Annotated in this window: 29 protein-coding genes and 1 tRNA gene; 4 read left to right on the top strand and 26 right to left on the bottom strand. The window is 71.5% G+C overall.

Annotated elements, in window-relative coordinates; translation table 11 throughout:
• Position 1: 1 nt before the first annotated feature.
• The 5 genes from secD to ruvC form a co-directional block, all read right to left on the bottom strand.
• Positions 2 to 1,813, bottom strand: coding sequence for a protein translocase subunit SecD (gene secD / locus ACZ7OU_RS34550; protein WP_470258438.1), 1,812 nt, complete (start codon positions 1,811 to 1,813; stop codon positions 2 to 4).
• A 219-nt stretch (positions 1,814 to 2,032) separates the two neighbouring features.
• A complete protein-coding gene (yajC, locus tag ACZ7OU_RS34555) occupies positions 2,033 to 2,443 on the bottom strand; it encodes a preprotein translocase subunit YajC (protein ID WP_470258439.1) in 411 nt (136 codons plus the stop codon).
• A 119-nt stretch (positions 2,444 to 2,562) separates the two neighbouring features.
• Positions 2,563 to 3,630, bottom strand: a complete 1,068-nt coding sequence (gene ruvB / locus ACZ7OU_RS34560; RefSeq protein ID WP_470244641.1) for a Holliday junction branch migration DNA helicase RuvB — start codon at positions 3,628 to 3,630, stop codon at positions 2,563 to 2,565.
• Positions 3,631 to 3,639: 9 nt separating this feature from the next.
• Entirely contained in the window at positions 3,640 to 4,233 is a 594-nt protein-coding gene (gene ruvA, locus ACZ7OU_RS34565; protein ID WP_470244642.1) for a Holliday junction branch migration protein RuvA, read from the bottom strand.
• Positions 4,230 to 4,829, bottom strand: coding sequence for a crossover junction endodeoxyribonuclease RuvC (ruvC, locus tag ACZ7OU_RS34570; protein WP_470244643.1), 600 nt, complete (start codon positions 4,827 to 4,829; stop codon positions 4,230 to 4,232). The genes ruvA and ruvC overlap by 4 nt, the downstream gene beginning before the upstream one ends.
• Positions 4,830 to 4,903: 74 nt before the next feature.
• Here ruvC and ACZ7OU_RS34575 point away from each other — a divergent pair, with 74 nt between their 5' ends.
• Positions 4,904 to 5,344 (top strand): cupin domain-containing protein, encoded by a 441-nt coding sequence (locus ACZ7OU_RS34575; protein WP_470244644.1) that lies wholly within the window; start codon positions 4,904 to 4,906, stop codon positions 5,342 to 5,344.
• Here the strand turns inward: ACZ7OU_RS34575 and ACZ7OU_RS34580 are convergent.
• From ACZ7OU_RS34580 to ACZ7OU_RS34600, 5 genes are all read right to left on the bottom strand, one after another.
• Positions 5,341 to 5,904, bottom strand: a complete 564-nt coding sequence (locus tag ACZ7OU_RS34580; protein WP_470244645.1) for a DUF4262 domain-containing protein — start codon at positions 5,902 to 5,904, stop codon at positions 5,341 to 5,343. The two genes, ACZ7OU_RS34575 and ACZ7OU_RS34580, sit on opposite strands and share 4 nt — an antisense overlap.
• Positions 5,905 to 5,990: 86 nt before the next feature.
• Positions 5,991 to 6,746, bottom strand: coding sequence for a YebC/PmpR family DNA-binding transcriptional regulator (locus tag ACZ7OU_RS34585; protein ID WP_470244646.1), 756 nt, complete (start codon positions 6,744 to 6,746; stop codon positions 5,991 to 5,993).
• Positions 6,747 to 6,787: 41 nt separating this feature from the next.
• The gene (gene pdxT / locus ACZ7OU_RS34590; protein ID WP_470244647.1) at positions 6,788 to 7,408 is read right to left on the bottom strand and encodes a pyridoxal 5'-phosphate synthase glutaminase subunit PdxT; all 621 of its coding nucleotides are present in this window, start codon (positions 7,406 to 7,408) and stop codon (positions 6,788 to 6,790) included.
• A gap of 229 nt (positions 7,409 to 7,637) precedes the next feature.
• Positions 7,638 to 7,958 carry an AzlD domain-containing protein gene (locus ACZ7OU_RS34595; RefSeq protein ID WP_285451107.1) on the bottom strand — a complete coding sequence of 107 codons (321 nt, stop codon included), beginning with the start codon at positions 7,956 to 7,958 and terminating at the stop codon, positions 7,638 to 7,640.
• Positions 7,958 to 8,650: an AzlC family ABC transporter permease gene (locus tag ACZ7OU_RS34600; RefSeq protein WP_470244649.1), complete on the bottom strand. Its 693-nt coding sequence runs from the start codon at positions 8,648 to 8,650 to the stop codon at positions 7,958 to 7,960. The genes ACZ7OU_RS34595 and ACZ7OU_RS34600 overlap by 1 nt, the downstream gene beginning before the upstream one ends.
• A 70-nt stretch (positions 8,651 to 8,720) precedes the next feature.
• Here ACZ7OU_RS34600 and ACZ7OU_RS34605 point away from each other — a divergent pair, with 70 nt between their 5' ends.
• A complete protein-coding gene (locus ACZ7OU_RS34605) occupies positions 8,721 to 9,284 on the top strand; it encodes a helix-turn-helix domain-containing protein (protein ID WP_470244650.1) in 564 nt (187 codons plus the stop codon).
• A 4-nt stretch (positions 9,285 to 9,288) separates the two neighbouring features.
• Here the strand turns inward: ACZ7OU_RS34605 and pdxS are convergent, their stop codons facing one another.
• The 3 genes from pdxS to ACZ7OU_RS34620 form a co-directional block, all read right to left on the bottom strand.
• Complete coding sequence (pdxS, locus tag ACZ7OU_RS34610) at positions 9,289 to 10,209, bottom strand: pyridoxal 5'-phosphate synthase lyase subunit PdxS (RefSeq protein ID WP_470258440.1); 921 nt, start codon at positions 10,207 to 10,209, stop codon at positions 9,289 to 9,291.
• A gap of 89 nt (positions 10,210 to 10,298) precedes the next feature.
• On the bottom strand, positions 10,299 to 11,282 hold the full coding sequence (locus ACZ7OU_RS34615) for a DUF5937 family protein (protein ID WP_470244652.1): 984 nt from the start codon (positions 11,280 to 11,282) through the stop codon (positions 10,299 to 10,301).
• Positions 11,283 to 11,319: 37 nt separating this feature from the next.
• Complete coding sequence (locus ACZ7OU_RS34620) at positions 11,320 to 12,741, bottom strand: FAD-binding oxidoreductase (RefSeq protein WP_470258441.1); 1,422 nt, start codon at positions 12,739 to 12,741, stop codon at positions 11,320 to 11,322.
• A gap of 130 nt (positions 12,742 to 12,871) precedes the next feature.
• On the opposite strand from ACZ7OU_RS34620, the gene ACZ7OU_RS34625 reads away from it, so the two are divergent.
• Positions 12,872 to 14,980, top strand: a complete 2,109-nt coding sequence (locus ACZ7OU_RS34625) for an elongation factor G-like protein EF-G2 (protein ID WP_470244654.1) — start codon at positions 12,872 to 12,874, stop codon at positions 14,978 to 14,980.
• 165 nt (positions 14,981 to 15,145) lie between these two features.
• Here ACZ7OU_RS34625 and ACZ7OU_RS34630 read toward each other — a convergent pair whose 3' ends face one another.
• The 13 genes from ACZ7OU_RS34630 to ACZ7OU_RS34690 all read right to left on the bottom strand — a co-directional run bounded on the left by ACZ7OU_RS34630 (position 15,146) and on the right by ACZ7OU_RS34690 (position 26,012).
• Entirely contained in the window at positions 15,146 to 15,655 is a 510-nt protein-coding gene (locus ACZ7OU_RS34630; protein WP_470258442.1) for an XdhC family protein, read from the bottom strand.
• 13 nt (positions 15,656 to 15,668) lie between these two features.
• Positions 15,669 to 15,932, bottom strand: coding sequence for a hypothetical protein (locus tag ACZ7OU_RS34635; RefSeq protein ID WP_470244656.1), 264 nt, complete (start codon positions 15,930 to 15,932; stop codon positions 15,669 to 15,671).
• A gap of 33 nt (positions 15,933 to 15,965) precedes the next feature.
• Positions 15,966 to 16,220, bottom strand: a complete 255-nt coding sequence (locus tag ACZ7OU_RS34640) for a hypothetical protein (protein ID WP_470258443.1) — start codon at positions 16,218 to 16,220, stop codon at positions 15,966 to 15,968.
• 1 nt (position 16,221) lies between these two features.
• On the bottom strand, positions 16,222 to 16,704 hold the full coding sequence (locus ACZ7OU_RS34645; protein ID WP_470244658.1) for an NUDIX hydrolase: 483 nt from the start codon (positions 16,702 to 16,704) through the stop codon (positions 16,222 to 16,224).
• Positions 16,701 to 17,846 (bottom strand): glycosyltransferase family 4 protein, encoded by a 1,146-nt coding sequence (locus ACZ7OU_RS34650; protein WP_470259027.1) that lies wholly within the window; start codon positions 17,844 to 17,846, stop codon positions 16,701 to 16,703. The genes ACZ7OU_RS34645 and ACZ7OU_RS34650 overlap by 4 nt, the downstream gene beginning before the upstream one ends.
• 19 nt (positions 17,847 to 17,865) lie before the next feature.
• A complete protein-coding gene (locus tag ACZ7OU_RS34655) occupies positions 17,866 to 18,783 on the bottom strand; it encodes a phosphatidylinositol mannoside acyltransferase (protein ID WP_470258444.1) in 918 nt (305 codons plus the stop codon).
• Positions 18,780 to 19,406, bottom strand: coding sequence for a phosphatidylinositol phosphate synthase (pgsA, locus tag ACZ7OU_RS34660; protein WP_360476558.1), 627 nt, complete (start codon positions 19,404 to 19,406; stop codon positions 18,780 to 18,782). The genes ACZ7OU_RS34655 and pgsA overlap by 4 nt, the downstream gene beginning before the upstream one ends.
• Before the next feature lie 89 nt (positions 19,407 to 19,495).
• Positions 19,496 to 20,026: a MarR family winged helix-turn-helix transcriptional regulator gene (locus tag ACZ7OU_RS34665; RefSeq protein ID WP_360476561.1), complete on the bottom strand. Its 531-nt coding sequence runs from the start codon at positions 20,024 to 20,026 to the stop codon at positions 19,496 to 19,498.
• Between the two features lie 63 nt (positions 20,027 to 20,089).
• Positions 20,090 to 20,632, bottom strand: a complete 543-nt coding sequence (locus tag ACZ7OU_RS34670; RefSeq protein WP_470258445.1) for an HIT family protein — start codon at positions 20,630 to 20,632, stop codon at positions 20,090 to 20,092.
• Positions 20,629 to 22,656, bottom strand: a complete 2,028-nt coding sequence (thrS, locus tag ACZ7OU_RS34675; RefSeq protein WP_470258446.1) for a threonine--tRNA ligase — start codon at positions 22,654 to 22,656, stop codon at positions 20,629 to 20,631. The genes ACZ7OU_RS34670 and thrS overlap by 4 nt, the downstream gene beginning before the upstream one ends.
• Positions 22,657 to 22,797: 141 nt before the next feature.
• On the bottom strand, positions 22,798 to 23,412 hold the full coding sequence (locus ACZ7OU_RS34680) for a malonic semialdehyde reductase (protein ID WP_470258447.1): 615 nt from the start codon (positions 23,410 to 23,412) through the stop codon (positions 22,798 to 22,800).
• Positions 23,413 to 23,617: 205 nt separating this feature from the next.
• A complete protein-coding gene (locus tag ACZ7OU_RS34685) occupies positions 23,618 to 25,144 on the bottom strand; it encodes a sugar transferase (RefSeq protein ID WP_470244663.1) in 1,527 nt (508 codons plus the stop codon).
• 796 nt (positions 25,145 to 25,940) lie between these two features.
• Positions 25,941 to 26,012, bottom strand: a tRNA-Val gene (locus ACZ7OU_RS34690).
• A 391-nt stretch (positions 26,013 to 26,403) separates the two neighbouring features.
• Between ACZ7OU_RS34690 and ACZ7OU_RS34695 the strand changes: the two genes are divergently transcribed.
• Positions 26,404 to 26,829, top strand: coding sequence for an SsgA family sporulation/cell division regulator (locus ACZ7OU_RS34695; RefSeq protein ID WP_033293569.1), 426 nt, complete (start codon positions 26,404 to 26,406; stop codon positions 26,827 to 26,829).
• Positions 26,830 to 26,911: the final 82 nt, after the last annotated feature.

Below are 26,911 nucleotides of genomic sequence, written 5' to 3' on the forward strand. Positions count from 1 at the left end.
GTCAGGCCTCCTTCACGTTCGCGCGGCCGACCGTGGTCGACTTCCTACGCTGCGAACCCACTTGCTGCACGGCGCCGAGGCCCAGGTTCCTCGGATTGGACAGGAACGACGACTTCGACGTGGACACGATGGCCACCAGCGGGTGCGTCACCAGGTACACGACCACGAGGTCGAGCACCGTGGACATACCGAGGGTGAACGCGAAGCCCTGCACGTCGCCGACCGCGATGATGTACAGGATGGCCGCGGCCAGGAAGCTCACGCCGTCGGAGGCCAGGATGGTGCGCCGGGCGCGGACCCAGCCGCGTGGCACCGCGGACCGGAACGTCCGGCCCTCCCGGATCTCGTCTTTCAGCCGTTCGAAGTAGATGACGAACGAGTCCGCCGTGATGCCGATCGCGATGATCAGGCCGGCGATGCCCGCGAGGTCCAGCGTGTAGCCGATCCAGCGGCCGAGCAGGATCAGCACGGCGAACACCAGCGCGCCGGACAGGGCCAGCGACAGGATGGTGAGCACGCCGAGCAGGCGGTAGTAGAACAGGCAGTAGATGAACACCACCAGCAGGCCGATGCCGCCGGCGATGAGCCCGGCCTGCAGCGAAGCCAGGCCGAGGGTCGCCGACACCGTGGTCGCGTCCGAGGACGAGAACGACAGCGGCAGCGAGCCGTACTTGAGGATGTCCGAGAGGTCCTTCGCCTCGGCCTGCGTGAACTTGCCGGTGATCTGGGTGTTGCCGTCCAGGATCGCGGCCTGGATGGCCGGTGCCGAGACGACCTGCGTGTCGAGCACGAACGCGGCCTGGGCCTGCTGGCTGACGTTCTTCGACGTGAAGTCGGCCCAGATCTTGGTGCCCTCGGGCTTGAAGCTGAGGTTCACCACCCACTGGCCGTTCTGCGTGTTGTAGGTCGAGTTCGCGTCGGCGATCTCGGTGCCCGGCAGGAACTCCGGCTCCAGCAGGTACTTGTACGTGTCGTGGTCACCGCAGGCGACCAGCGGCAGCTTCGGGTCGTCGTTGCCCTCGAGCGGGTCCTTGGCGTTGGGCGCGCAGGTGAGCGTCGCCATCGCCTGGGCGACGAGCTCCTGGTTCGGCTGGCCGTCGGCGCCGATCAGGTCCTTGTTCTGCCGGATCGCCTTCGCGGCCTGGATCTCCTTCGCCGTGTCGGCGTCCACGGAGCCGTCCGTGGGGGCCGGAGCCTGGCTCGACGCGGGCGGCGGCGTGGTGCTACTCGGCGGGGCCGGCGTGGTGCTCTGCTGCTGCGCGGGCGCCGCGGCGGGGGCACCGCCACCACCGGCGGCCGGGCTCGACGGCGGGGCGCTGGAGCTGGCCTTCGGCGCGCCCGAGCTGGACGGCGGGGCCGAGCTGCTCGGGGCCCCCGAGGTCGGCGTACCGGTGGCCGGCGGCGGCGTCGTGGTCTGCGGCGGCACGACCGGCTGCGTCGCGTTCGCGACGACCTTCCGGAAGCCCAGCTTCGCGGTCTTGCCCAGGTTCTTCGCCTGGTCACCCTGCTCGCCGGGGACCGTGATGACGACGTTGTTGCCGTCCAGGAGGACCTCGGTGCCGCTGACGCCGATCCCGTTGACGCGCCGCTCGATGATCTGGCGGGCCTGGTTCAGGGACTCGCGGGTCGGCTGACCGCCGTCGGGGGTGCGGGCGGTGAGCGTGACGCGGGTGCCGCCCTGCAGGTCGATGCCCAGCTTCGGGGTCGGCTTGTGGTTGCCGGTGAGGAACACCAGCGCGTACAGCACGATCACGATCAAGGCGAACAGGGCGAGATAGCGTCCCGGGCGGAGATGCCCGGCTGAAGCTGCCACGGTGCTTCGGTCTCCTCGGACGGGGTGGACCCCAAAGTTGCGGTGCCCGCCCGGAGGGTTACCGGGAGGGACTGTGTGCGATTCACTCCCGGGCACGGGTATGACGGCGGACACGCACGCAGCACCGAGACAGTACTCGGTGCTGCGTGAGCCCGGCGTGCGAGGCCACACCGACTTTCGTCGGAGGTTTTCGCGCCCCGCCCCAGGGTGCCGCGGGGGTTACTTCTTGCCGTGCTCCAGCGGCGGCGCCACCTGAGCGGTGGTCTGCGGCTCGTCGTCGTTCTTGATGCCGGAGCTCGACTCGATGATCGACTCCTCGGCGGGAGCGTCCGACACCTCGTCGGCGGTGTCCTCGTCGGTCTCGACGACCGGCTCGACCTTCTCGCGGACGGCGAGCCGCAGCCAGGTCGTGACGACGCCGGGGGCGATCTCGATGTCGATCGTGTTGTCGCCGGAGGCGTCGGCGACGGTGCCGTAGAGACCCGAGGTGGTCATCACGCGGTCACCGGCGGACAGGCTGCTCTGCAGGTCCTGCTGCGCGGCCTGCTGCTTCTTCTGCTTGCGGGTGCTCATCACCAGCGGGACGGCGAGGACGAGCACGAGCAGCAGGGGCAGCAATAGCTGTTGCATGGTTCTCCGTTCGACGGACTCCGGGCCCAGCCGAAATGTCCGGTTTTTGGGTATGTGCTCCGGTCAAGTGTGCCAGGTACCAGCGCGGACGCCAGCACCCACCCGCCGGTTCCGGCCGCTCAGTCCTGCTCGAACGACGAGAGCCCGCCCGGGTCGGGGCGCCCCGGGTGGTCGGCGGGCGGCACCAGACCGAGGTGCTCCCAGGCGGCCGCCGTGGCGACCCGGCCCCGCGGGGTGCGGGCGAGCATACCGGCGCGCACCAGGTAGGGCTCGCACACCTCTTCCACGGTGGTCGACTCCTCCCCCACGGCGACCGCCAGCGTCGAAATGCCGACCGGCCCGCCGCCGAAAGACTTGGTCAGCGCGGTGAGCACGGCGCGGTCGAGCCGGTCGAGCCCCAGCTCGTCGACGTCGTAGACGGCCAGCGCCGCGCGGGCGACCGCCACGGTCACCTTGCCGTCGGCGCGGACCTCGGCGTAGTCGCGGACGCGTCGCAGCAGCCGGTTCGCGATCCGGGGCGTGCCCCGCGAGCGGCCGGCGATCTCCTGGCAGGCGTCGCGGTCGATCGGGATGTCGAGGATGGTCGCCGCGCGGCGGACGACCAGCTCCAGCTCGGTGTCGGTGTAGAACTCCATCTGGCCGGTGAAGCCGAACCGGTCGCGCAGCGGGCCGGTCAGCGAACCCGAACGCGTAGTGGCCCCGACCAGCGTGAACGGCGCGATCTCCAGCGGGATGCTGGTGGCGCCGGGGCCCTTGCCGACGACGACGTCGACCCGGAAGTCCTCCATCGCGAGGTAGAGCATCTCCTCGGCGGGGCGGGCGATCCGGTGGATCTCGTCGATGAAGAGGACGTCGCCGGGCGCCAGGTTGGACAGCATCGCGGCGAGGTCGCCCGCGCGTTCCAGCGCCGGGCCGGAGGTGATCCGGATGGCCGCGCCCAGCTCGGCCGCCACGATCATCGCCATCGACGTCTTGCCCAGCCCGGGCGGGCCGGACAGCAGGACGTGGTCGGGCGGCACCCCGCGGCGGCGCGCGCTCTCCAGCACCAGCTCCAGCTGCTCGCGCACGCGCGGCTGACCGACGAACTCGTCGAGCTTGCGCGGCCGCAGCGTCCCCTCGACGTCGTTGTCGCCGGTCTGGGCCCACGCCGAGAGGGCTTCGTCTTCCTCCACGGCTTCATACTCCACGGCCGCGCCCTACCGCTTCCGGCCGAGGGTGGCCAGCGAAGCACGCAGCACGCTGGCCGTCGTGTGGCCGTCGCCGTCGGCGAGGACCTTGTCCACCGCCTGCTCGGCCTGCTTGGCCGGGAACCCGAGCCCGGCCAGCGCTTCGACGACCTCGGCCCGCAGCGCGCCGGGCGCCGTGATGGCCGGAGCGTCGCCGGAGCCGAGCGCGGTGACCTTGTCGCGCAGCTCCAGGGTGAGCCGTTCGGCGCCCTTGCGGCCGATGCCGGGCACCGAGGTCAGCACGGTGATGTTGCCTTCGACCAGCGCGCCCCGCAGCTTGTCGGGGTCGAGCACGGCGAGGGTGGCCAGCGCGAGCCGCGGCCCGATCCCGGACACGGTCTGCAGCAGTCCGAACAGCTCCCGCGCGTCGGCGTCGGCGAAACCGAACAGCGTCAGCGAGTCCTCGCGCACGACCAGCGCGGTGTGCAGCCGCACCTCCTCACCGCGGCGCAGCGTGGCCAGCGTCGCCGGGGTGGCCTGCACGGCGAAGCCCACTCCGCCGACCTCGACCACGACGTGGTCCAAAGCGACCGCAAGGACTTCTCCGCGTACCGACGAGATCATCGTGCTGCTCCAGGCTTCTTCGTCTTGTTCATCGTGGCTTGCTTCGCGGCGGCCGCGAGCCGGGCTTTGTGGGTGCGGGCCATCTCGGCCGCGCGGGCCTCGGCTTCGGCGAGCCGCGCGCGCATCGGCTCCCGCCAGAGGTGGCAGATGGCCAGGGCCAGCGCGTCCGCGGCGTCGGCGGGGTGCGGCGCGACCTCGAGGTTGAGCAGGCGCGTCACCATGGCGGTGACCTGCGCCTTGTCCGCCCGGCCCGAGCCGCTGACCGCGGCCTTCACCTCGCTCGGCGTGTGGAAGACGACGGGCAGTCCCCGGCGCGCGGCGGCCAGGGCGACCACCCCGCCCGCCTGCGCGGTGCCCATCGCGGTCCGGACGTTGTGCTGGGCGAAGACGCGCTCGACGGCCACGGCCTCGGGCTTGTACTTGTCCATCCACCGCTCGACCTCGTCGGAGATGCCGAGCAGCCGGTGCGCCAGATCGGCGTCGGCCGGCGTCCGCACGACGTCGACGGCGACGCAGCGGACGGCGCGGCCTTTACCGCCGTCGACCACCCCCAGGCCGCACCTGGTCAGACCGGGGTCGACCCCGAGCACCCGCACCCGTTTTCCTTCCCGCCGCGAACACCAGTTCGAGCTAGCAGGCTACTGGGCGCGTCTGCGGCAGGATGGCAGACATGCCGGAGCCGTCGGATTTCGTCACTCACCTGGGTCTTGAGCCGCTGCCCGTCGAAGGCGGGCGGTGGGCGCAGAGCTGGCGTTCGGAGACCGGGTCCGCGATCTACTACCTGCTCGTCGCGCCGGAGTTCTCCGCGCCGCACCGGCTGGACCGCGTCGAGGTCTACGCCCACCACGCGGGCGCGCCCGCCGCGATGCTGCTGCTGCACCCGGACGGCTCGGTCGAGCGGCCGGTGCTGGGGACGGACGTCGCGGCCGGCGAGCGGCCGCAGGTCGTCGTGCCCGCCGGGACGTGGCAGGCCACGGTCACGCGCGGGGAGTGGAGCCTGCTCGGCACCGTCGTCGTGCCGCCCTACACGGACGGTTGCGTGGAGTTCGCCCCCGCCGCGGACCTGGCCGTGCGCTACCCGGAAGCGGCCGCCGACCTGGCGAAGTTCTAGGGGCCGTCGACGCCGGGGGTCCAGCTTTCCGGGTCACCGCTCTCGGTGAGCACGAGCTGCCACCGGGCGAAGCCCTCGGGCGCGTCCGGGTGCCAGGGGAACTTGCCCTCCGGCGTCGCGACGATCAGCTGCAGCGCCGGGAAGTCGCCGTCGGGGTAGATGAGGAACGCCGTGCCGAAGTACTCGGGGTAGTGCCCCTTGTTGACCCGCTCGAGGACGACCGGGACGCCCTCGAAGAAGTCGTCGTAGCGCTTGCCGACCTCGAAGATCTCCCCGTTGGCCGCGCGGTCGACGTAGGCGTCGAGCAGCACCTGGCCCATCTGGTCGGGCAGGCCGACGACGACGGCCTCGGGCACGTGGTGCAGCGCCCACGCGCAGGCGGTGAAGCAGTAGCCGGCGCCCTCGTCGTCCCCGGCGACCGTGATGACCGCGTTGCCGCGTTCCTTCGCCTGCGTCTCGATCCACTCGATCAGGCGCAGTTCGTCCGCGGAGAGTTCGGCGGTGATGTCGGCGGCGAGGTCGGCGGAGGTGGCGGGGGTCGTCGAGGTCACGGCGCACATTCTGCCTGACGAGCCCCCGAGAGCCCAGTGCCCGGGCCGGAAAGTTTCCGGCCCGGGCACGAAAGCGTTGCGGTGCGGAGGAAAACTCAGTCGACTTCGGCGAGGACATCGTCCGAGACATCGAAGTTCGCGTAGACGTTCTGGACGTCGTCGCAGTCTTCGAGGGCGTCGATCAGCTTGAAGACCTTCTTCGCGCCGTCGACTTCCAAGGGGACGCTGACCGACGGGAGGAACGTCAGCTCCGCCGACTCGTACTCGAAGCCGGCCGCCTGCAGCGCCTTGCGCACCGGGACCAGGTCGCCGCCCTCGGAGACGATCTCGAAGGTGTCGTCGAGGTCGTTGACCTCTTCGGCGCCCGCGTCGAGGACCGCCATCAGGACGTCGTCCTCGGACGCGTCGCCCTTCGGCATGATCACGACGCCCTTGCGGGTGAACATGTAGGCGACCGAGCCCGGGTCGGCGAGAGAGCCGCCGTTGCGCGTGAGCGCGGTGCGGACCTCCATCGCGGCGCGGTTCTTGTTGTCGGTGAGGCACTCGATCAGCACCGCCACGCCGTTGGGGCCGTAGCCCTCGTACGTGATGTTCTGCCAGTCGGCGCCGCCGGCCTCTTCACCGGCACCGCGCTTGCGGGCGCGCTCGATGTTGTCCTGCGGGACCGAGTTCTTCTTCGCCTTCTGGATGGCGTCGTAGAGCGTCGGGTTGCCATCCGGGTCGCCACCACCGGTGCCGGTCCGCGCCGCCACCTCGATGTTCTTGATCAACCGCGCGAAGAGCTTGCCGCGCTTCGCGTCGAGGTTGGCCTTCTTGTGCTTCGTGGTGGCCCACTTGGAGTGGCCGCTCATCTCTCCTCCATCTGTTCCGTACCCCGGCCGGGCACCGCGTCTCAGGCTGCCTTCCGCACGAGGTCGACGAACAGCCGGTGCACCCGCACGTCGGGCGTCAGTTCCGGGTGGAACGCGGTCGCCAGCACCGCCCCTTGCCGGACCGCGACGATCCTAGCGGTGTCGTCTTCCACGCCGGGCACGCCGCTGACCGTGGCCAGCACCTCGACGCCGTCACCGGCCTTCTCGACCCACGGGGCGCGGATGAACACCGCGTGCACCGGCCCGCCGGCCACCTCGGCGAAGTCGAGGTCGGCCTCGAAGGAGTCGACCTGCCTGCCGAAGGCGTTGCGCCGGACGACGACGTCGAGCCCGCCGAGCTGCTGCTGGTCCGGCCGCCCGTCGAGGGTCTGCCGGGCCAGCAGGATCATCCCGGCGCACGAGCCGAAGGCGGGCATACCACCGGCGATCCGCGCTTTGAGCGGTTCCAGCAGCTCGAAGGTCTCGAGCAGCTTCGACATCGCGGTCGATTCGCCACCGGGCAGCACCAAACCGTCCACTTCGGACAGCTCGGCGGCGCGCCGCACCGGCACGGCCCGCGCGCCGGCTTCGGCCAGCATGGCGACGTGCTCCCGCACGGCACCCTGCATGGCGAGCACACCGATGACCGGCTCCGACGACACCCGACCTCCCGAAAGACCTTCCCACCAGCCTAGACGCACTCCCCCGCCACCGTCCCGGCAGGTCAGCCCCGGTCAGCACCCGTGCGCCGAGAGGCATCACGCGTGATTGAGGGGGCATCGCGGTGATGCCCCCTCGATCACGCGTGATGCCCGTCCGATCACAGGTGATGCCCGCCGGGTCACGCGTGATGCCTCCTTGTGCACGTCGGCGCGGTCCGGAGCCGAGCCGTCAGGGCACCCCGGCCAGCCTCAGCAGCGCAGCCGTCGCCGCGGCGGCCACCACGACCAGCACGAACGGCGCCTTCCGCCACGCCAGCACCCCCGCGACCAGCACCCCCGCCGGCCGGGCGAAGCCGGCGAACCCGTGGCCCTCCGTCAACGCGCTCACCGCGACCAGCGCCGCCAGCAGCACCACCGCCGCCAGCGCCATCAGCCGCTCCGCCCGAGGGGACAGCTTCACGCGGCTGCGCAGCACCGGCCCGGCGAAGCGGAACGCGAACGTCCCCAGTGCCAGCACCACCGTGCCGACCAGCAGCTCCACCCCGTCCATCAGCCCACCTCCTGCGGTTCCGGTTCCTTCGCCACCACGCCCACCACGACGCCGGCCAGCGCCAGCAGCACCGGGAGCCCGGCGGGCAGGAACGGTGTCGCGGCCAGTGCGACCACCACGCCCACCAGCACCGGCAGCCGGGCCGCGCGGTCGCGCAGGGACGGGAGCACCAGGGCCAGCAGCACCGCCGGGAACGCGGCGTCGAGGCCGAACACGTCGGTGTCGCTGATGACCGACCCCGCGAACGCCCCGGCGACCACGCCGAGGTTCCAGCAGGCGAACAGGCCGATCCCGCACGCCCAGTACGCCGCGCGCCGCCGGTGCGCCTCGCGCTGGGCCAGCGCGAACGCCACCGACTCGTCGATCATCAGGTGGCTGCCCGCCAGCCGGGCCGGCCACCGCTTGCCCAGGACGTCGCCGATCGCGAAGCCGAACGGCAGGTGCCGCGCGTTGGCCAGCAGCCCCGCCAGCACCGCCGCGAACGGGTTGCCGCCCGCGGCCACGATCCCGATGAACATGAACTGCGACGCACCGGCGAAGACCAGCAGCGACATCAGCATCGGCAGCCAGAAGGGGAAGCCCGAACTCACCGCGATGGCACCGTAGGACACCCCCACGAGACAATCGGCCAGGCAGACCAGGCCGATGTCACGGGCGAGGCCCCGATCGAGTGTTCGCCATATCGAACGCATGTGTTCTATGGTGAACACAAGACCCCGCGTTCGTCAAGGCGAACAGAACGACCGATGGAGCGAACAGCAGATGCCGCAGGAAACGACCGGCGCGCCCCTGGAGATCATCGCGGCGTCCCTGCGCCGGGAACGCACCCGCGCGGGCTTGTCCCTGACCGAGGTCGCGCGCCGCGCCGGCCTGGCCAAGTCGACGCTCTCCCAGCTCGAGTCCGGCACGGGCAACCCCAGCGTCGAGACGCTGTGGGCCCTCGGCGTCGCCCTCGACGTGCCGTTCTCACGGCTCGTCGAGCCGGAGCGGCCGAAGGTCCGCGTCATCCGCGCCGGCAAGGGCCCGACGGTCTTCGCCGAGCACGCCGACTACGCGTGCACGCTGCTGTCGGCCTGTCCGACCGGAGCCCGCCGCGACATCTACGTCGTGCGCGGCGAGCCGGGCACCCCGCGGCGGTCCGACCCGCACATGACGGGCGTGATGGAGCACATCGTGCTGTGCGCGGGACGCGCCCGGGTGGGCATGCTGGACGCACCGGAGGAGCTCCTCCCCGGCGACTACATCTCCTACCCGGGCGACGTCCCGCACCTCTTCGAAGCCCTCGAGCCGGGTACCTACGGCGTCGAGATCTCCGAATACATCTAGGAAGTCACCAGCCGCGCTCGGCGAGGCGGTGCGGCTCCGGGAGCTCCTCGACGTTGATGCCGACCATGGCCTCCCCCAAGCCGCGCGAGATCTTCGCGAGGACGTCCGGGTCGTCGTGGAACGTCGTCGCCTTGACGATCGCCGCCGCGCGCTGGGCCGGGTTGCCGGACTTGAAGATGCCCGATCCGACGAACACGCCCTCCGCGCCGAGCTGCATCATCATCGCCGCGTCGGCCGGGGTGGCGATGCCGCCCGCGGTGAACAGCACCACCGGCAGCTTGCCCGCCCGCGCCACCTCGCGGACCAGCTCGTACGGCGCCTGCAGCTCCTTCGCCGCGACGAACAGCTCGTCCTCCGGCAGCGACGTCAGCTTGCGGATCTCGCCGCGGATCTGGCGCATGTGCGTGGTCGCGTTGGAGACGTCGCCGGTGCCGGCCTCGCCCTTGGAGCGGATCATCGCCGCGCCCTCGGTGATCCGGCGCAGGGCCTCGCCCAGGTTGGTCGCGCCGCAGACGAAGGGCACCGTGAACGCCCACTTGTCGATGTGGTTGGCGTAGTCGGCCGGGGTGAGCACCTCGGACTCGTCCACGTAGTCGACCCCGAGGGACTGCAGCACCTGCGCCTCGACGAAGTGGCCGATGCGGGCCTTCGCCATCACCGGGATCGAGACGGCCTCGATGATGCCGTCGATCAGGTCGGGGTCGCTCATCCGCGCGACGCCGCCCTGCGCGCGGATGTCGGCGGGCACGCGCTCCAGCGCCATCACCGCGACCGCGCCGGCGTCTTCGGCGATCTTGGCCTGCTCGGCGGTGACCACGTCCATGATCACGCCGCCCTTGAGCATCTCGGCCATGCCGCGCTTCACCTTGGCGGTGCCGGTGACGGACTGGACGGTGCCACTGGGGGTGGTCTGCTGCTCGGACACGACGGGGCCTTTCCACAAAGACAACAGGGGGTGACAGTTCGAGCGTAGGTCGGCGGTGGACCCTTCAAGCAGGCCAGTACGCGGCTATCTCAGGAGTCCACTTCGGGGACGCCCGCGACCAGGACTTCCGCGGCCCGGGTGCGCGCGTACAGCACGTGACGTCCGGCACGGTGCCCGCTGACCAGGCCCGCGGCCTTCAGGACGCCCAGGTGCTGCGACACGGCCCCGGCGCTCAGCCCGGTCCGGCGGGCGAGCTCGGCGGTGGACGCCGGCGCGGTCAGCTCGGCCAGCAGCATGGCCCGGCCGCGGCCCACCACGGCGGCCAGCGCGCCGGGCGCGACGGCGGTGCCGGTCTCCCAGAGCGTCGCGATCCCGCGCGGCGGGTAGCGCAGCACCGGCTGCCACCGCGGGTCGGTCTTGGAGAACACCCGCGGCCAGACGAACGCCGAAGGCACCAGCACCAAGCCGCGCCCGTCGAGCGGCACGGCCGCGTGCAGGTGGCGGTGCGCGACCGTGAGCGTGCCGCCCTGCCAGCGGACCAGCGGGGTGAGGTCGTTGAACAGCTCGGCGGCACCGCCCTGGGCCAGCAGCCGCGACCGGTGCAGCACGTCGGCCTCGAGCAGCGCGCGGATCCGGGGCCAGTCCGGGGCGAGCACCAGGTCCCAGTACCGCTCCATCAACGCCGCCAGCCGGTCGAGGCCGGCTTCGGGGTCGCGGTGGAAGCGGTTCAGCGCGGGCGTGCGCGGCCCGGTCATCGCGTCCAGCTCGCGCCGGACGACGCGGGCGGGCACGTCACGCAGGTCGGCGAGCTCGTCGGCCAGCTCGGGCAGCGGGGTCGACGGCGTGCCGGCCAGGAACCCGGGCAGGTGCCGCAGCGGGACGAGCTCGCGCAGCAGTCCGATGTCGAGCCCGGCCTCCTCGATCGCCGCGGTCGCGCGCTTGACCCACGGCAGGTGCAGGGCGTGCTCCCCCGGCCGGTTCAGGACGCGGACGCTCGCCACGACCTCCCACGCCGGGGAGAACGCGAACCGGGTGTGCGCCAGGTCCTCTGTGGAGAATGCCAGGTCGAGCACGCGCTGCCTCTCTGCCGACGTGCCGCGCAGTCTAAGTCTATCCCAAGTGGACAGTCGAGCGGGGCGCCGAAAGTCCTTGCGGGAAAGCGAAAATTCCTCGTGCGTCATACTTTCGGGCGACACCGCGCAGCCGCGGCAGGTTCGGTCCGTAGTACGCCTCGGCCCAGTCCGGCAGCTCCGGGTCGAGGTAGTTGACGTAGCCGGTGGTGCCGAACTCCGGCCCGAGCCCGTCGCGCACGGCGGCGAGCGAACGCCGCGCTCCGGCCTCGCCGCCCTCCGCGGGCGTCGCGCCGTGCAGGAACTGGAAGCTCGCCAGCGCGGTGCGGTGCGGGAACGCCGTCTCCCCCACGCCGACGCGGGCGATCGCGCCGCCGGCCGAGTCGACGAGCGTGTCGACGCGCGGATCCCGGGTCAGCACCTCGACGACCGCGGCCGGGTCGGGAGCCGGCCGCCGCAGCATCCGCGACGTGCCGACGTACGCCTCCCGGACGGTGGCCTCGCGGGTGTCGAAGGACCGCATCGCGCTCAGGTGGTCGGTGACGCGGATTCGCCGTTCGCCAGGCGGGGTGCCCACGCGGCGGACGAGGTCGTCAAGCAGCTCGTTCAACCGCTTCTCGGGACCGAGGAACGTCCCGCTGGTCCCGGCGCGCCCGGCCGCGAGGCCCATCCCCGACCACAGTTCGTCCGGCAGGCCCGGCACCCACTCCTGCCACGCGCCGAGCAGCGCGGCCTGCGTCCCGTCCGGGAAGTCCAGCGCGAAGGTCGCGACGTCCGCCGCCGGCACCGTCCGGAACGTGAACCCCGTGACGATGCCGAAGTTCCCGCCGCCCCCGCCGCGCAGCGCCCAGAACAGGTCCGGCTCCGCCGTCGCTGACACCGTGCGCGCCCGGCCGTCGGCCGTGACGATCCGCGCCGCCTCCAGGTGGTCGCAGGTCAGCCCGTACTTCCGGTCGACGAGGCCGAGCCCGCCGCCGAGGGTGAGCCCGGCGATGCCGACCGTCTCGCAGGTGCCGGCGGGCAGCACCCGGCCGCGGGCGGCGAGCGTCGCCGCGATCGGGCCCAGCCGGGCGCCGGCGCCGATCACCGCGCGGCCGTCCGGTCGCACTTCGATGCCGTGGAACCGGCTCAGGTCCACCACGATGCCGCCGTCCACAGTGGAATAGCCGGGATAGCTGTGCCCGCCACTGCGGGCGGCCACCGGCAGCCGGTGCCGGGCCGCGAACCCGATGGCCTCCTGGACGTCCTCGACGCGCGCCGCGCCGACGACCGCCGCCGGCATCCGGTCGTCGTACATCGTGAAGAACGCCTGCTTTGCCTCCGGATAGCCGGGGTCGCCCGGCCGGAACAGCGGGCCGGAAAGCCGCTTCCGGAGCCGCTCCCAGTCGTCCGGCGGCGGCCACCCCGCCAGGCCCGCCACCGGCACCGCTCCGGAAACCCGCAAGAAAGTCCGCCTGTCCACACGCTCCCCCTGCCCCGCCGCTCCCCCGGGCATTCGGCTGGTCCCGAGGGCACTGCCTTGCCGTGACCAGGGTAGCGGGTGTGTGATCGAGGACACACCACGTACACCAGCCGTTCGCCGAGGAGTCGTCATGGCCGACAAACAAGCCAAGAACGCCGACACCGGGGCCGCCGTCGCTGTGGACGACCCCGCGAAGGTCCGCAACGTCGTGCTCGTCGGCCCGTCCGGCTCGGGGAAGACGACCCTCACGGAGGCCCTCCTCGCGGCGTCCGGCACGGTGCCGCGCGCGGGCTCGGTGGTCGAGGGGACGACGGTGTGCGACCACGACCCCGCGGCGGTCCGGCAGCAGCGTTCGGTCGGCCTCTCGGTCGCGCCGGTGCTGCACCAGGGCCACAAGATCAACCTGATCGACACGCCCGGGTACGCCGACTTCGTCGGGGAGCTGCGGGCCGGGCTGCGCGCCGCCGACGCGGCGCTGTTCGTCGTCTGTGCCGCCGAGGGCGTCGACGCGGCGACGGTCGCGGTGTGGGAGGAGTGCGCCGCCGTCGGCATGCCGCGCGCGGTCGTCGTCTCCCGGCTCGACCACCACCGGGCCGACGCGATGGCCGAGATCGCCGCCTGCCAGGCCGCGTTCGGCGCCGGCGTCCTGCCGCTGTACCTGCCCGCCGGCGACGGCCTGGTCGGGCTGATCACCCAGCGGTACTTCGACTACTCCGCCGGGCACCCGCCGAAGATCGGCGCACCCGACCCGGCCGACCTGGAGCGGATGGCCGAGGCCCGCAACGAGCTGATCGAAGGGATCATCGCCGAGAGCGAGGACGAGTCCCTGATGGAGCGCTACCTCGGCGGCGAAGAGATCGCCGAGGAGGTCCTGATCGCCGACCTCGAAACCGCCGTCGCGCGCGGGTCGTTCCACCCCGTCATCCCGGTCTGCGCGACCAGCGGGATCGGCCTGGCCGAGGTGCTGGACGGGATCGTCCGCGCGTTCCCCTCCCCGCTCGAGCACCAGCCACCCGACGTCACGACGCCGGACGGCGCCGCGCACACCGCCATCACCGCCGACCCCGAGGGCCCCCTCGCCGCGGAGGTCGTCCGGACGGCCGTCGACTCCTACGTCGGCCGGGTGTCCCTCGTCCGGGTGTTCTCCGGGACGCTGCGGCCGGAGCGGCCGGTGCACGTGTCCGGGCACGGCCTCGCCGAACGCGGGCACGAGGACCACGACGCCGACGAGCGCGTCGCGCACCTCTACTCCCCGCTCGGCGCGAACCTGCGGGAGGTGCCCTACTGCGTCGCGGGCGACCTCTGCGCGCTGACGAAGGTCGGCTCGGCCGAGACCGGTGACACCGTCTCCTCGCCGGAAGAGCCGTTGCTGATGGAGCCGTGGGCGATGCCCGAGCCACTGCTGCCGGTGGCGGTGGTCGCGAAGACCCGCAGCGACGAGGACACGTTGGCGCGCAACCTTTCCCGCCTCGTCGCCGGCGACCCGACGCTGCGGCTGGACCGCAACGCCGAGACCAACCAGCTGGTGCTGTGGTGCATGGGCGAGGCCCACGCGGACGTCGTCCTCTCGCGACTGCGGGCGGGCGGCGCGGACGTCGACACCGAACCGGTGAAGATCAGCCTGCGCGCGACCTTCAGCAAGCCGGCCAAGGGACACGGGCGGCACGTGAAGCAGTCCGGCGGCCACGGCCAGTTCGCCGTCTGCGACATCGAGGTCGAGCCGCTCCCCCGCGGCGGCGGGTTCCAGTTCGTGGACAAGGTCGTCGGCGGGTCGGTGCCGCACCAGTTCATCCCGAGCGTGGAGAAGGGCGTGCGGGCCCAGCTGGCGCGCGGGCTGTCCGACGGGCACCCGGTCGTGGACGTGAAGGTCACGCTGGTCGACGGCAAGGCGCACAGCGTGGACTCGTCGGACGCGGCGTTCCAGACTGCGGGCGCGCTCGCGTTGCGCGAGGCCGCGGCGAGCGGGCACATCACGATGCTGGAGCCCCTCGAGGAGGTGGCGATCCGGCTCCCGGACGAGCACCTCGGCACGGTGCTCGGCGACCTGTCGTCCCGCCGCGGCCGGGTGCTGGGCACCGAAGCCGGCGACGGCGGGCGGACGGTGATCCGCGCGGAGGTCCCGGCGACGGAGCTCCTGCGCTACCTGATCGACCTGCGCTCGATGAGCTCCGGCACGGCGACGTTCACCCGCCGCCACGCGAGGTTCGAGCCGATGCCGGAAGGAATGGCTGTCCACTAGCGCCCGGAACGGACGACACGCGTACCCAGGTGGACGACACGCGCACCTGGATGGACGACACGGCGAACGCCGGACCGCGCGCGCCGTGTCGTCCAGCTGCGTACGCGAGTCGGCCGTCTGGGTACGCGTGTCGGCCGGCTGTGTACGCGTGTCGGCCGGCGCGCGTCAGAAGGTGAAGCCGCCGGGGCGGTCGTTGCGGTCGGCCAGCAGGCCGGCCAGCGTGGCGATCGCGATCTCCGGCGGCGTGCGGGAGCCGATGTTCAGGCCCACCGGCCGGTGCACGCGGGCGATCTCGGCCTCCGCGACGCCGAGACCGCGCAGCGCGGCCTCGTGCGGACCGGCGTGCCGCGGGTTGCCGAGCACCCCGATCCACCGGGGCGCCTGGTCGAGCGCGGCCTTCAGCACCACGCCCAGCTCGAGCCGGTGGTGGTCGGTGACGACCACGTCCGCCGACGCGTCCAGCGGCGGCATCGTCGTCTCCGCGTCGACGCCGTCCGGCCCGTCGGTGGCCCGCGCGAGGTCCGGCTCGAACAACGCGACGTGGTAACCGAGGTCCTTCGCGAACTTCAGCAGGTACCGCGACACCGGCGACGCGAACACGGCGACCAGCGTCCGCACGGCCGGATCGGCCGCGACCGTGCCGTGGGCGACCTCGCAAGCATCGGGCTCCGTCATGCCGCCCAGTCTGTCAGGCCTGCTCGCCGACAGTCACGCGAAACTGCCACAGGTCGGTCTTGCCCTTCACCAGCACCAAGTACCCGTCGGTCACGCGCAGCACCACCCGTTTCTGCGGCGACGACGGCCGCGGCGGCCGGTGCTGCTTGGCGAGCAGGTACGCGTCGTCGTCCGCGCTCTGGCGGTCCGGGTACGGCGTCGCCTCCGCGACGCCCCAGCCGCGGCCGTCGCCCATGCCGCCCTGCTCTTCGATGACCACCCACCACGTCGGACTCATGCCCGGTCCGACGCGGGCGGGGGCCGAAAGGTTTCAGAGCTCTTCGAGCACGCTGAGCCGGAAGTGGAACGTCGACATCTGGCCTTCCACGATCACCAGGTAGCCGCCGGGGCCGCGCAGCACCCTCCGCGACTTCGGCGACCACGGGTGGGCGGGCTCGAACTCCCGCGCGAGCTGCTCCGCCGCGGCTTCGGCGGTCGCCTGGTCGGCGAAGGAGAACGTCTCCGACAGCGACCAGCTGCGGCTGTCACCCGAGCCGCGTTGCTCCTCGACGACCACCCACCACACGTCAGACCTCCGGCTCGGCGAACTCGAAGTACTCCGGCAGCGGCGCCGTGCCCGCGAGCCGGAAGTACCGCACCTTCCGCCGCCGCCGCAGGCGCAGCGTGTCGCGGACGGCGTCGTTGTGGACGCGGCGGGCGATCACCACGCGGTGCTCCGCGTCGGTCAGCTCCTCGGCCAGCTCGGCCGGCAGGCCGGCCCGGTCGACGCGGCTCAGCTGCAGCGTCAACTCGTTCTCGGAACCTTCGCGATCCGCCCGTGGTGCCGCTTCGGCCTCCTCGGCCAGCGTCCGCAGGCCCGTATCGCCCAGCACCACCGCGACCGCGCGGGCGACGACCGCGCGCCGCGCCAGCGCCGCGTCGAGCGCCGCCCAGCCCGCGTCCATCCGGACGTGCAGCCGGTCGAGCCGGTTCGCCGTCGCCACCAGGAAGAGCCCGCCCAGCACGACGACCAGCGCCAGCACCGGCAGCAGCCAGCCGAGCACGCTCACCGGGCCGGCTCCCGCTCCGGCGCCGCGACGCGCCGCGGGTCGGCGGCGACGGCCGTCTCGTAGACGCGCAGCACCTGCGTCGCCACGACCGACCAGTCGAACATCGTCACCCGCTCCCCCGCCGCCGCGGCCAGCGACGCCCGCCGCGCCGGGTCGCCGAGCAGCTCGCGCAGCCCGTCCGCGAGGGCCGCCGGGTCGCCGGTGTCGACGAGCATCCCGGCGTGGCCGTCGTCGAGCACCCGCCGGAACGAGTCGAGGCCACTGGCCAGCACCGGCGTCCCCGCGGCCATCGCCTCGGTGAGGATCATCCCGAAGCTCTCGCCGCCGGTGTTGGGCGCGCAGTAGACGTCGACGCTGCGCAGCGCCTGGGCCTTCACGTCGTTGTCGGCCTGCCCGAGCAGCTCCAGGTGCGGCGCCAGCTCGGGACCGGCGTCGCGGCGCAGCTGGTCCTCGTCGCCGCGGCCGACGACGACCAGCCGCAGGTCCTCGAACTCCGGCAGGATCCGCCGCAGCGCCTCCAGCAGAACGCCCATGCCCTTGCGCGGCTCGCCGAAGCGGCCGACGAACCCGACCGTGCCGCCGGCCCGCGGATAGCCCGGCAGCGGCGTCGCCGAGGAGAAGAAGCCGACGTCGACGCCGTTGGGGATCTCCACGGCGTCGCCGCCCGCGTGCTCCACCTGCACCCGGCGGGCGAGCGCGGACACCGCGATCCGCGCGGTGATCTTCTCCAGCAGCGGCCGCAGCACCGGCTGGAACGCCGACAGCGTGCGCGAGCGCGTGGTCGCCGTGTGGAACGTTGCGACGATCGGGCCGTCCGCGATGAGCAGCGCCAGCAGCGAAAGGCTCGGCGCGGCCGGTTCGTGCAGGTGCAGGACGTCGAAGTCGCCGTCGCGGATCCAGCGGCGCACCCGGGCGTAGGACACCGGGCCGAACTGCAGCCGCGCGACCGAGCCGTTGTACCGGATGCCGAGTGCCTTGCCGGCCGGGTGGACGAACGGCGGCAGGTCGGCGTCCTCGTCGGCGGGCGCGAGCACCGACACCTGGTGCCCGCGCGCCAGCAGCGCCTTCGTCAGGTCGATCACGTGCCCCTGGACCCCGCCGGGCACGTCGAAGGAGTAGGGGCAGACGATCCCGACCCGCATCGGACGCGCGGTCACGCGGTCAGCTCGCTTCTTCGAGGTTTGCCTGCTCGGCGGCCTCGAGGTCGGCCGGCCAGAACTTCTGCACCATGTGCCAGTCGGCCGGGTGCGCGGCGATGTCGCCGGCGAAGATGTCCGCCAGTGCCTGGGTCGCCGCCGCGACCTCGGCGCGCGCGGTGACGCGGATGCGCGGGTGCAGGCGGATCTGCCAGCCGTCCTCGGTGAACCAGCAGCCGGCCGGGATCAGGGCGGCGCCGGTGGTGGCGGCCAGCCGCGCCGGGCCGCCGGGGAAGCGGGCCTGCTCGCCGAAGAACTTCACCGGGATGCCGCTGGTGGTGAGGTCGCGGTCGCCGACCAGGCAGACGGCCTTGTTCTCGCGCAGCCGCTTCAGCAGCACGCGCATCGCGGAGCTGTCGCCGGTCAGCGGCACGATCTCGAAGCCGAGCGACTCGCGGTACTCGACGAACCGGCGGTAGAGCGACTCGGGCTTCAGCCGCTCGGCCACGGTGGTGAACCCGCCGAGGTAGTCGGCCAGCCAGACGCCGGCGATGTCCCAGTTGCCGCTGTGCGGCAGCGCCATCACCGCGCCGTTGCCCTCGGCGAGCGCCGCGTCGAGGTTCTCGACTCCGGTGATGGAGGCCGCGACCTTGCCGCTGACCTCCTTCTGGTCCATCGACGGCAGCCGGAACGTCTCGTGCCAGTACCGGGCGTACGAGCGCATCGCGCGCCGGGTCAGCTCGTCCATCTCGACCTCGTCGGCCTGCGGGACGACGCGGGCGAGGTTGGTGCGCAGCTGCCGCACGCCCCCGGCGTCGCGGCGGACGGCGAGGTCCGCGCCGAGCGAGAACACCGTGCTGCCGAACCCGGCGGGCAGCCAGCCGGCCAGCCGCCACCCGGCGGCGTAGCCGAAGGCGCTCAGCCGTTCCGACAGCGCGCTCATGCGGGTTGCTCCCCGGCGGCTGCCTCACGCGCGGCCTTCGCGACGCCGGCGAAGCGCTGCAGCAGGGTGATGACCGACAGGACGGCCAGCAGCCAGAGCGTCACGTCCACGGTGTACGGGATGCCGAAGCCGTGCAGGCCGGTGCCGACCAGGGCGATGATCAGCCGCTCGGCGCGTTCGACGAGCCCGCCGTCGACCGGCAGGCCGGACGCGTCGGCACGAGCCTTGACGTAGGAGATGACCTGGGCGAGCACCAGGCACAGCAGGGCCGCGGCGGCCGCCGGGTGGTTGTCGTCGACGACGAAGCACCACCACGCGATCGCGGCGAACAGGGCGCCGTCGACCAGCCTGTCGCAGGTGGCGTCGAGCACCGCGCCGAACGGGGTGCCGTAGCCGCGGGCGCGGGCCATGGCGCCGTCGAGGAGGTCGAGCATGGCGAAGCCCCACACCGTGAAGGTGCCCCAGAGCAGGTAGCCGTTCGGGAAGAAGGCGAGAGCGCTGATGACCGCGCCGGCGGTGCCGATCACGGTCATCGCGTTCGGGGTCAGCCCGACGCGGACCAGCGCCTGGCCGATCGGATCGGTGACGCGGGAAACGGAGGCACGCGCGAAGATATTGAGCATCGGTTCGTCTGAGACACCTGGCTACGAGGATCGGGTGGGCGATGGCAGCCTATCGACCCGCTCCGGTGAACCCGACGCGCCGCCCCGGGTCAGCCCGATTTCGGCAGCCGGACGACCTCGCCGGGGTACTCCCGCGCCTCTTCGGCGGCCTGCGCGGCGGCGCACTTCGGCGAGAGCCGCTGCCGGATCGCGGCGCTGATCTCGCCGAGCGCGGCGACCTGCTCGGGCGTCAGCGGGTCGAAGAGGCTCTCGCGGACGGCCTCGACGTGCCCGGGCGCGGCCGCCTCGAGCGCGGTGAAGCCGGCGTCCGTCAGCACCGCCCACGCGCCGCGCTTGTCGGTCGGGCAGGCCTCGCGGCGCACCCAGCCGTTGGCTTCCAGGCGCGCGACCGCGTGCGAGAGGCGGCTCCGCGACGCCTGACGCGCGTCGGCGAGCTCGCTCATCCGCAGCCGGCGGCCGGGCGCTTCCGAGAGCGCGACGAGGACTTCGTAATAGGTGTGCGGCATGCCCGAGTCGTGCTGCAGCTGGCCCTCGAGGTGCGCGCTGAGCATGCGGGTGGCCGCGTTGAACTCACGCCAGACGCGCTGCTCGTCGTCGCTGAGCCATCGGGTTTCGGACATACCCCCATCATACCCTCGGTTGAACACTCAATCAGGCTTTGCCGGTTACGGCATTCGAGCGTTTCACCAAGCGTCGGCGAGCAGATCCCGCGTTTCGCCGAGCAATTGCGGGAGCACCTTCGTCTGACCGATGATCGGCATGAAGTTCGCGTCGCCACCCCAGCGCGGCACCAGGTGCTGGTGCAGGTGCGCGGCGATCCCCGCACCCGCGATCACGCCCTGGTTCAGGCCGATGTTGAACCCGTGCGCACCGGACACCGCGCGGATCACCTTCATCGCGTGCTGGGTGAACTCCGCGACCTCGCGCGTCTCTTCCACCGTCAGCTCGGTGTAGTCCGCGACGTGCCGGTACGGCACGACCATCAGGTGCCCCGGGTTGTACGGGTACAGGTTCAGCACCGCGTACACCGCTTCGCCGCGCGCGGCGATCAGCCCCGTCTTGTCGTCCAGGGACGGGATGCGGCAGAACGGGCAGCCGGTGTCCTCATCGCCGTCCGGCTTGTCCTGGCCCTTGATGTAGGCCATCCGGTGCGGGGTCCAGAGGCGCTGGAACGCGTCCTGGACCCCGGTGCCCTGCTGCTCGACGAGCTCGGGACCGTCACTCACCGAACGACCGTCTCCAGCGCCTCGGCCGACGGCGACGCGTTCTCACGGCGCTCGATCCAGCCGGCGATGGCGGCGACGGCGTCGGCCACCGGCACGCCGTTGATCTGGCCGCCGTCGCGGAAGCGGAACGACACCGCGCCCGCCTCGACGTCCTTCGCGCCGGCGAGCAGCATGAAGGGCACCTTCTGCGTGGTGTGCGTGCGGATCTTCTTCTGCATGCGGTCGTCGCTCGCGTCGACCTCGGCGCGGATCCCCTTGGCGCGCAACGCCTTTTCGATGTCCTGCAGGTGCTCGACCTGGTCGGCGGTGATCGGGATGCCGACCACCTGCACCGGCGCGAGCCACGCCGGGAACGCGCCCGCGTAGTGCTCGGTCAGCACGCCGAAGAACCGCTCGATCGACCCGAACAGCGCGCGGTGGATCATCACCGGCGTCTGGCGCGAACCGTCGGGCGCGGTGTACTCGAGCTCGAACCGCTTGTTCTGGTTGAAGTCCAGCTGGATGGTCGACATCTGCCAGGTGCGGCCGATGGCGTCCTTGGCCTGCACCGAGATCTTGGGGCCGTAGAAGGCCGCGCCGCCCGGGTCCGGGACCAGCTCGAGGCCGGAGTCGACGGCGGCCTGCCGCAACGTCTCGGTGGCCTCCTCCCACTCCCAGTCCTCGCCGATGAACTTCTCGGAGTCACCGCGGGTGGACAGCTCGAGGTAGAAGTCGGAGAGGCCGTAGTCGGCCAGCAGGTCGAGCACGAACTTCAGCAGCGACCGGAGCTCGCCCGGCATCTGCTCCTTGGTGCAGTAGATGTGCGAGTCGTCCATCGTCAGGCCGCGCACGCGGGTGAGGCCGTGCACGACGCCCGACTTCTCGTAGCGGTAGACCGTGCCGAACTCGAACAGCCGCAGCGGCAGCTCGCGGTAGGACCGCCCGCGCGAGCGGAAGATCAGGTTGTGCATCGGGCAGTTCATGGCCTTGAGGTAGTAGTTCTCCTCATCGAACTGCACCGGCGGGAACATCGTGTCCGCGTAGTACGGCAGGTGGCCGGAGGTGTGGAACAGCTCGCCCTTGCTGATGTGCGGGGTGTTCACGAACTCGTAGCCGGCCTCTTCGTGGCGGCGGCGCGAGTAGTTCTCCAGCTCCCGGCGGATGATGCCGCCCTTGGGGTGGAACACCGGCAGGCCGGAGCCGATCTCCTCGGGGAAGGAGAACAGGTCCAGCTCGGCGCCGAGCTTGCGGTGGTCGCGGCGCTCGGCCTCGGCGATGCGCTCGAGGTAGGCGTCCTGCGCCTCGGCGGACTCCCACGCGGTGCCGTAGATCCGCTGCAGCTGCGGGTTCTTCTCGCTCCCCCGCCAGTACGCGGCGGCGACGCGGGTCAGCTTGAACGCGGGGATGAACTTCGTGGTCGGCACGTGCGGACCGCGGCAGAGGTCACTCCAGACACGTTCCTTGGTGCGCGGGTCGAGATTGTCGTAGATGGTGAGCTCGCCCTCGCCCACCTCCATCACCTCGGAGGTGTCCACTTCGGACTTGAGGTCGACCAGCTCGAGCTTGAACGGCTCGTCCGCCAGTTCCTTCTTGGCCTCGTCGACGGAGTCGAAAACACGCCGCGAGAACTGCTGGGCGCCCTTGACGATCTGCTTCATGCGCTTTTCGAGCGCCTGCAGGTCCTCCGGGGTGAACGGAGTGTCGACGGCGAAGTCGTAGTAGAAGCCGTCCTTCACCGGCGGGCCGATGCCCAGCTTGGCATTCGGGAACTGCTGCTGGACGGCCTGGGCGAGCACGTGGGCCGCCGAATGGCGGATGACGCTGCGGCCGTCTTCGGTGTCCGCGGCGACCGGCTCGACTTCGGCGTCGGATTCCGGCGCCCACGCGAGGTCGCGCAGCTTGCCCTCGGCGTCGCGCACGACGACGACCGTGTCCGGGCCCTTGGTCGGCAGGCCGGCCTCGCGGACCGCCGCGCCCGCCGTAGTGCCCGCCGGTACCACCACACGGGAGGTGGCCACGGGGGAAACGGGGGGCGACTGCGACACGATGGCTCCTCGGACTGGGGTGACGGAGATGACTCCGACGATGCTAGTCGTCGGCTCGCGCGGGCCTCACGCGCGTCCGCGAACGATCGGGCAGGCCGCCTCCGGGTCCGGAAGCGGCCTGCCCGATCGGGGACCAGGGCGTCAGAGGGTTTCGACGACCTGCTCGAAGTCCAGCCGCGGCAGGCGGTCGAACCAGGGGTTCTCGCCCGGCTTGCCGACGTTGACGACGACCAGCGAGCGCCACTTCTTGTCCGCGAAGAACTCGTCGTCCACCCCGGCGGCGTCGAAGCCGGTCATCGGCCCGGCGGCCAGGCCGGCGGCGCGGACGCCGATGATGAAGTAGCCGACCTGCAGCAGCGAGTTGAGCTTCGAGAACTCGACGCGGCCCTGCTCGTCGGAGAAGTTGTCCTTCACCTGCGGGGCGTGCGGGAAGACCTGCGGGATGTTCTCGTGGAAGTCGACGTCCGCGGCGAGCACGACGGTCAGCGGAGCGGCTTCGGTCTTGTCCCGGTTGCCCGGGGCCATGTGCGGGAGCAGACGGGCCTTCGCCTCGGCGGTGCGCAGCACCAGCGCACGCAGCGGCTGGGTGTTCATCGACGTCGGGGCCCACTTGACGAGGTCGTAGATCGCGCGGACCTGCTCCTCGGTCACCGGCTCAGAGCTGAAACTGTTGGCCGTGCGCGCCTCGCGGAAGAGGAGGTTCTGGACGTCCGCGGGAAGCTCGAGGGCCTCGGTCTGCTCGGCAAAGGTGGTCATGGGGCTGGGTTCCTTCCGTTGGGTCGGTTACCCGCTCCAACGAGGTTGAGCGTTGAACTATTTCACGTTCAACCAGTTGTGTGGATCACAGCGCCGCACACGAGTCGCGACGGACCCTCACCCGACCGGGTACACGAACACGACCGCCGACCCCCTCGGCGGGGATCGGCGGCCGTGGTGCGCGTGCGCGGCTCGTCGGACGGGGTCAGTAGGCGCCCTGACCGCCCATCACCGCGCGGAACGTCTTCCAGAGGATCACCAGGTCCAGGGCCAGCGACCAGTCCTCCACGTAGCGCAGGTCGAGCCGGATGCTCTCCGCCCACGTGAGGTCGCTGCGCCCGCTCACCTGCCAGAGACCGGTCAGGCCCGGCTTCACCAGCAGCCGGCGACGGGCGTCCGGCGCGTACTGCGCGGTCTCCTCCGGCAGCGGGGGCCGCGGGCCGACGAGCGACATCTTCCCGGACACGACGTTGAACAGCTGGGGCACCTCGTCGAGCGAATATCGGCGGAGGAAACCACCCACGCGGGTGATCCGCGGATCGCGCTTCATCTTGAAGAGCGGACCCGCTCCTTCGTTGTCCTGGGCGAGGGTCTTCCGGATTTCGTCGGCGTTGGTGACCATCGTGCGGAACTTCAGCATGGTGAACGTCGCGCCGTCGCGGCCTACGCGCTGCTGGCGGTAGATCACCGGGCCGCGGTCGTTGAGCTTGATGGCCAGCGCGATCACCAGCAGGAGCGGGGAAAGCATGGTCAGCAGGAACGCCGAGCCCGCCCGGTCCACGATCTCCTTCACCACGCGGCGGCCGCCGGTGAACATCGGCGCCGTGACCCGCAGCAGCGGCATCCCCAGCACGCCGGTGACGTTGAGCCGGGGCCCGGCGACCTCCATCAGCACGGGGGCCACGACCATCTCCGCGCCGGTGCCCTCCATGTCCCAGGCCAGCCGCTGCAACCGCTTCGGCGTCCAGTACTGGTCGGCGGTGATCGCCACGACCCGGTACCCGCCGCGCCGCACGTACCGCGAAAGTTCTTCCAGCCTCCCGACCACCGGGACGCCGTCGATCTCGCCGCTGTCGCGCTCGGCGCCGTGGCCCGTGAACGTGCACGCCGCCTCGACGCGCCAGCCGACGTGGACCTCGGACTTGGTGCGCGCGATCAGGTCGGCGACGGTTTCCGGGCTGCCCGCGGCCATCACCGGCAGCAGGCAGAGTCCCTTGGCGCGCTTGCGGTGCAGGACCTGGCGCAGCAGGTACCGCTGCGGGAACGCGACGAGCGCGATCGCCGGGACCACGACGAACACCCAGACCTGGACCTCGAGCGCGCCGAACAGCAGGCCGCCCAGTGCGACCAGGACGGCCGCGGTGATGAAGCCGCGGCCCAGCGTGCGGTACTCCTCCGCGCCTTCGCCCAGCACCCGCGAGCTCCACGCCCGGCTGACCGGCAGCGAGACGAAGACGGCGAGGATCGTGCCGAAGGCGTGCATGTCGTGCGGGGCAACGCGATCGATGACGAACGCGCTGATCGCGATCACCAGCAGCGTGATGAAGACGTCGCTGCCGATGACCCAGGCTCTGTATCTCGCTTCCCAGGCCGCCGGCAATGCCTTGGGAGACGGCGTTCCGGCCGTTTCCGCCGGCTTGCCGTCCCGCGGGGTGGGGCGGGGAATGGCCTGGAGGTCGATGTGCGGCGGTGGCTGGCTCACCGTGTAAGACGGCCGCACCGACTCTTCCATCTGTCCTCCCGGGACCAGGGATCGAATGAGTCCGCAAGCACGCTGCGTCACCGGCGGTGATTTCGTACAGTCACCACGGCTGGAACATCGCGCTGTGCCCGCGGAGGGCTTCACACGGCAAGGTATCGGCGACCCTCTCAGCATCGTTACAAGGATTTCCAGCCACATGCAGCGCGTCTTTCCCGCCAGAAAATGGCCGCAAGATAACAAGACGATGACGATGCGTGATAGGGCGTATCCCCACAAAAACTACGGAATGTAGCCAATGGAGCGATACCCGCACCCGGGTGGACCCGCGCTCTTCCGAACGGCCGAACCGGCCTTCGGGCTCTACTGTGGACACTGCGGCAGGCCGCCGGTCCACTGTGGACCAGCCGGGGCCGCGGGCACCGCCGCGCGGGCGCCGGACGATCACTCCGTGACGTTCGTCGCCGCATCGTCACACGGGCGGGTTTCCGTCACAAGTCGCCCCGCCGTGGCCGGGCCATGGAAACCGAAGATCACAAGCACGCCTCCCGCAGGGCCGGTTCGACAGAAGACCGCCGCAACGACAGGCCTCAGAGGCAGATCCCGACTTTCCCGCACGACGGGTCTGGAACCGCGCTCATCAGCAGATACGGAAGATCCGAACGGATCGTTCACTCCACTTAGGCCGTGGCCGACATCACAACGCAACCAGCCACGGGGGTCCGGGGGCTCACCCCCGGCGGGGGCGTGGGGGTTCGACCCCCACAGGACACAACGAGAAGAGCCCCGTCTGCGCATTCGGCAGACAGGGCTCTTCCAGCGAATCTCGTGGGCGATACTGGGATCGAACCAGTGACCTCTTCGGTGTGAACGAAGCGCTCTCCCCCTGAGCTAATCGCCCGCTCGCGGTGGTGGGAGAACTGTACCGCACGACTTCCGGGCGCCTGCAAATGGGTGGTCTCCGGCGACCACACTCCGCTTACCGGCGAGTACGGAACGAACAAACCCGAGCTAGCCGGGGTCGTGGCAGGTGGGGGCCGCCCGACGCCACGTTCGACATCCGTGCGACGGTGCTATCGCCCGGCGACTAAACCGCGCAGTATGGAGGAGTGGGCCCACACGGGGCGCGCCGGTCGATCGCGCGTCGTGGGGTGATCACGGGCGCGAACGGGGGCTGATGGGCCCGTACGGGTGATATGCGGCTCACCTGCGACGGAATCGGCCTCCCGATGCGTCCCAGTGGTGACGCCCTCGGCCGGGCCGGGCCGGGAAGGGAGACGAAGGGTAGGACGATGCGCAACGATCACGTGACGCTCCGCTCGACGGCGGTCTTCGACCTGCTGGCGCCGCGGACGCCCGCGGTTCCGGTCAAGGTGGAGCTGCGCTACGACACACGCGACCCGTATGCGGTCGTCGCCGCGTTCCGCACGGGCCGCGCCGGCTGGGTCGAATGGGTGTACGCACGCGACCTCCTCGCGGACGGCCTGCTGGCCGACGCGGGTGACGGGGACGTCCGCATCCGCCCCTCCGTCGAAGACCCCGAATCCGTGCTGATCGAGCTGAACTCGCCGTCCGGGCACGCCATGTTCGAGGCGTCCGCCCAGGAGCTGGCCGACTTCCTCGACCGCACCTACGACGTGGTGCTCCCGGGCAACGAGCACCTGTGGGTCGACGTGGACGACGCGCTCACCCACCTGATCCCCCACGATCTGGCCTGATGACGGCTTCGCAACAGCGGAGTGACACCCCGGTGTCGAACCCGTTTTCGGGGTCCGATATGGTTTTCTCACACCACGGCGA

The sequence above is a fragment of the Amycolatopsis sp. NPDC114505 genome, from assembly GCF_055633615.1.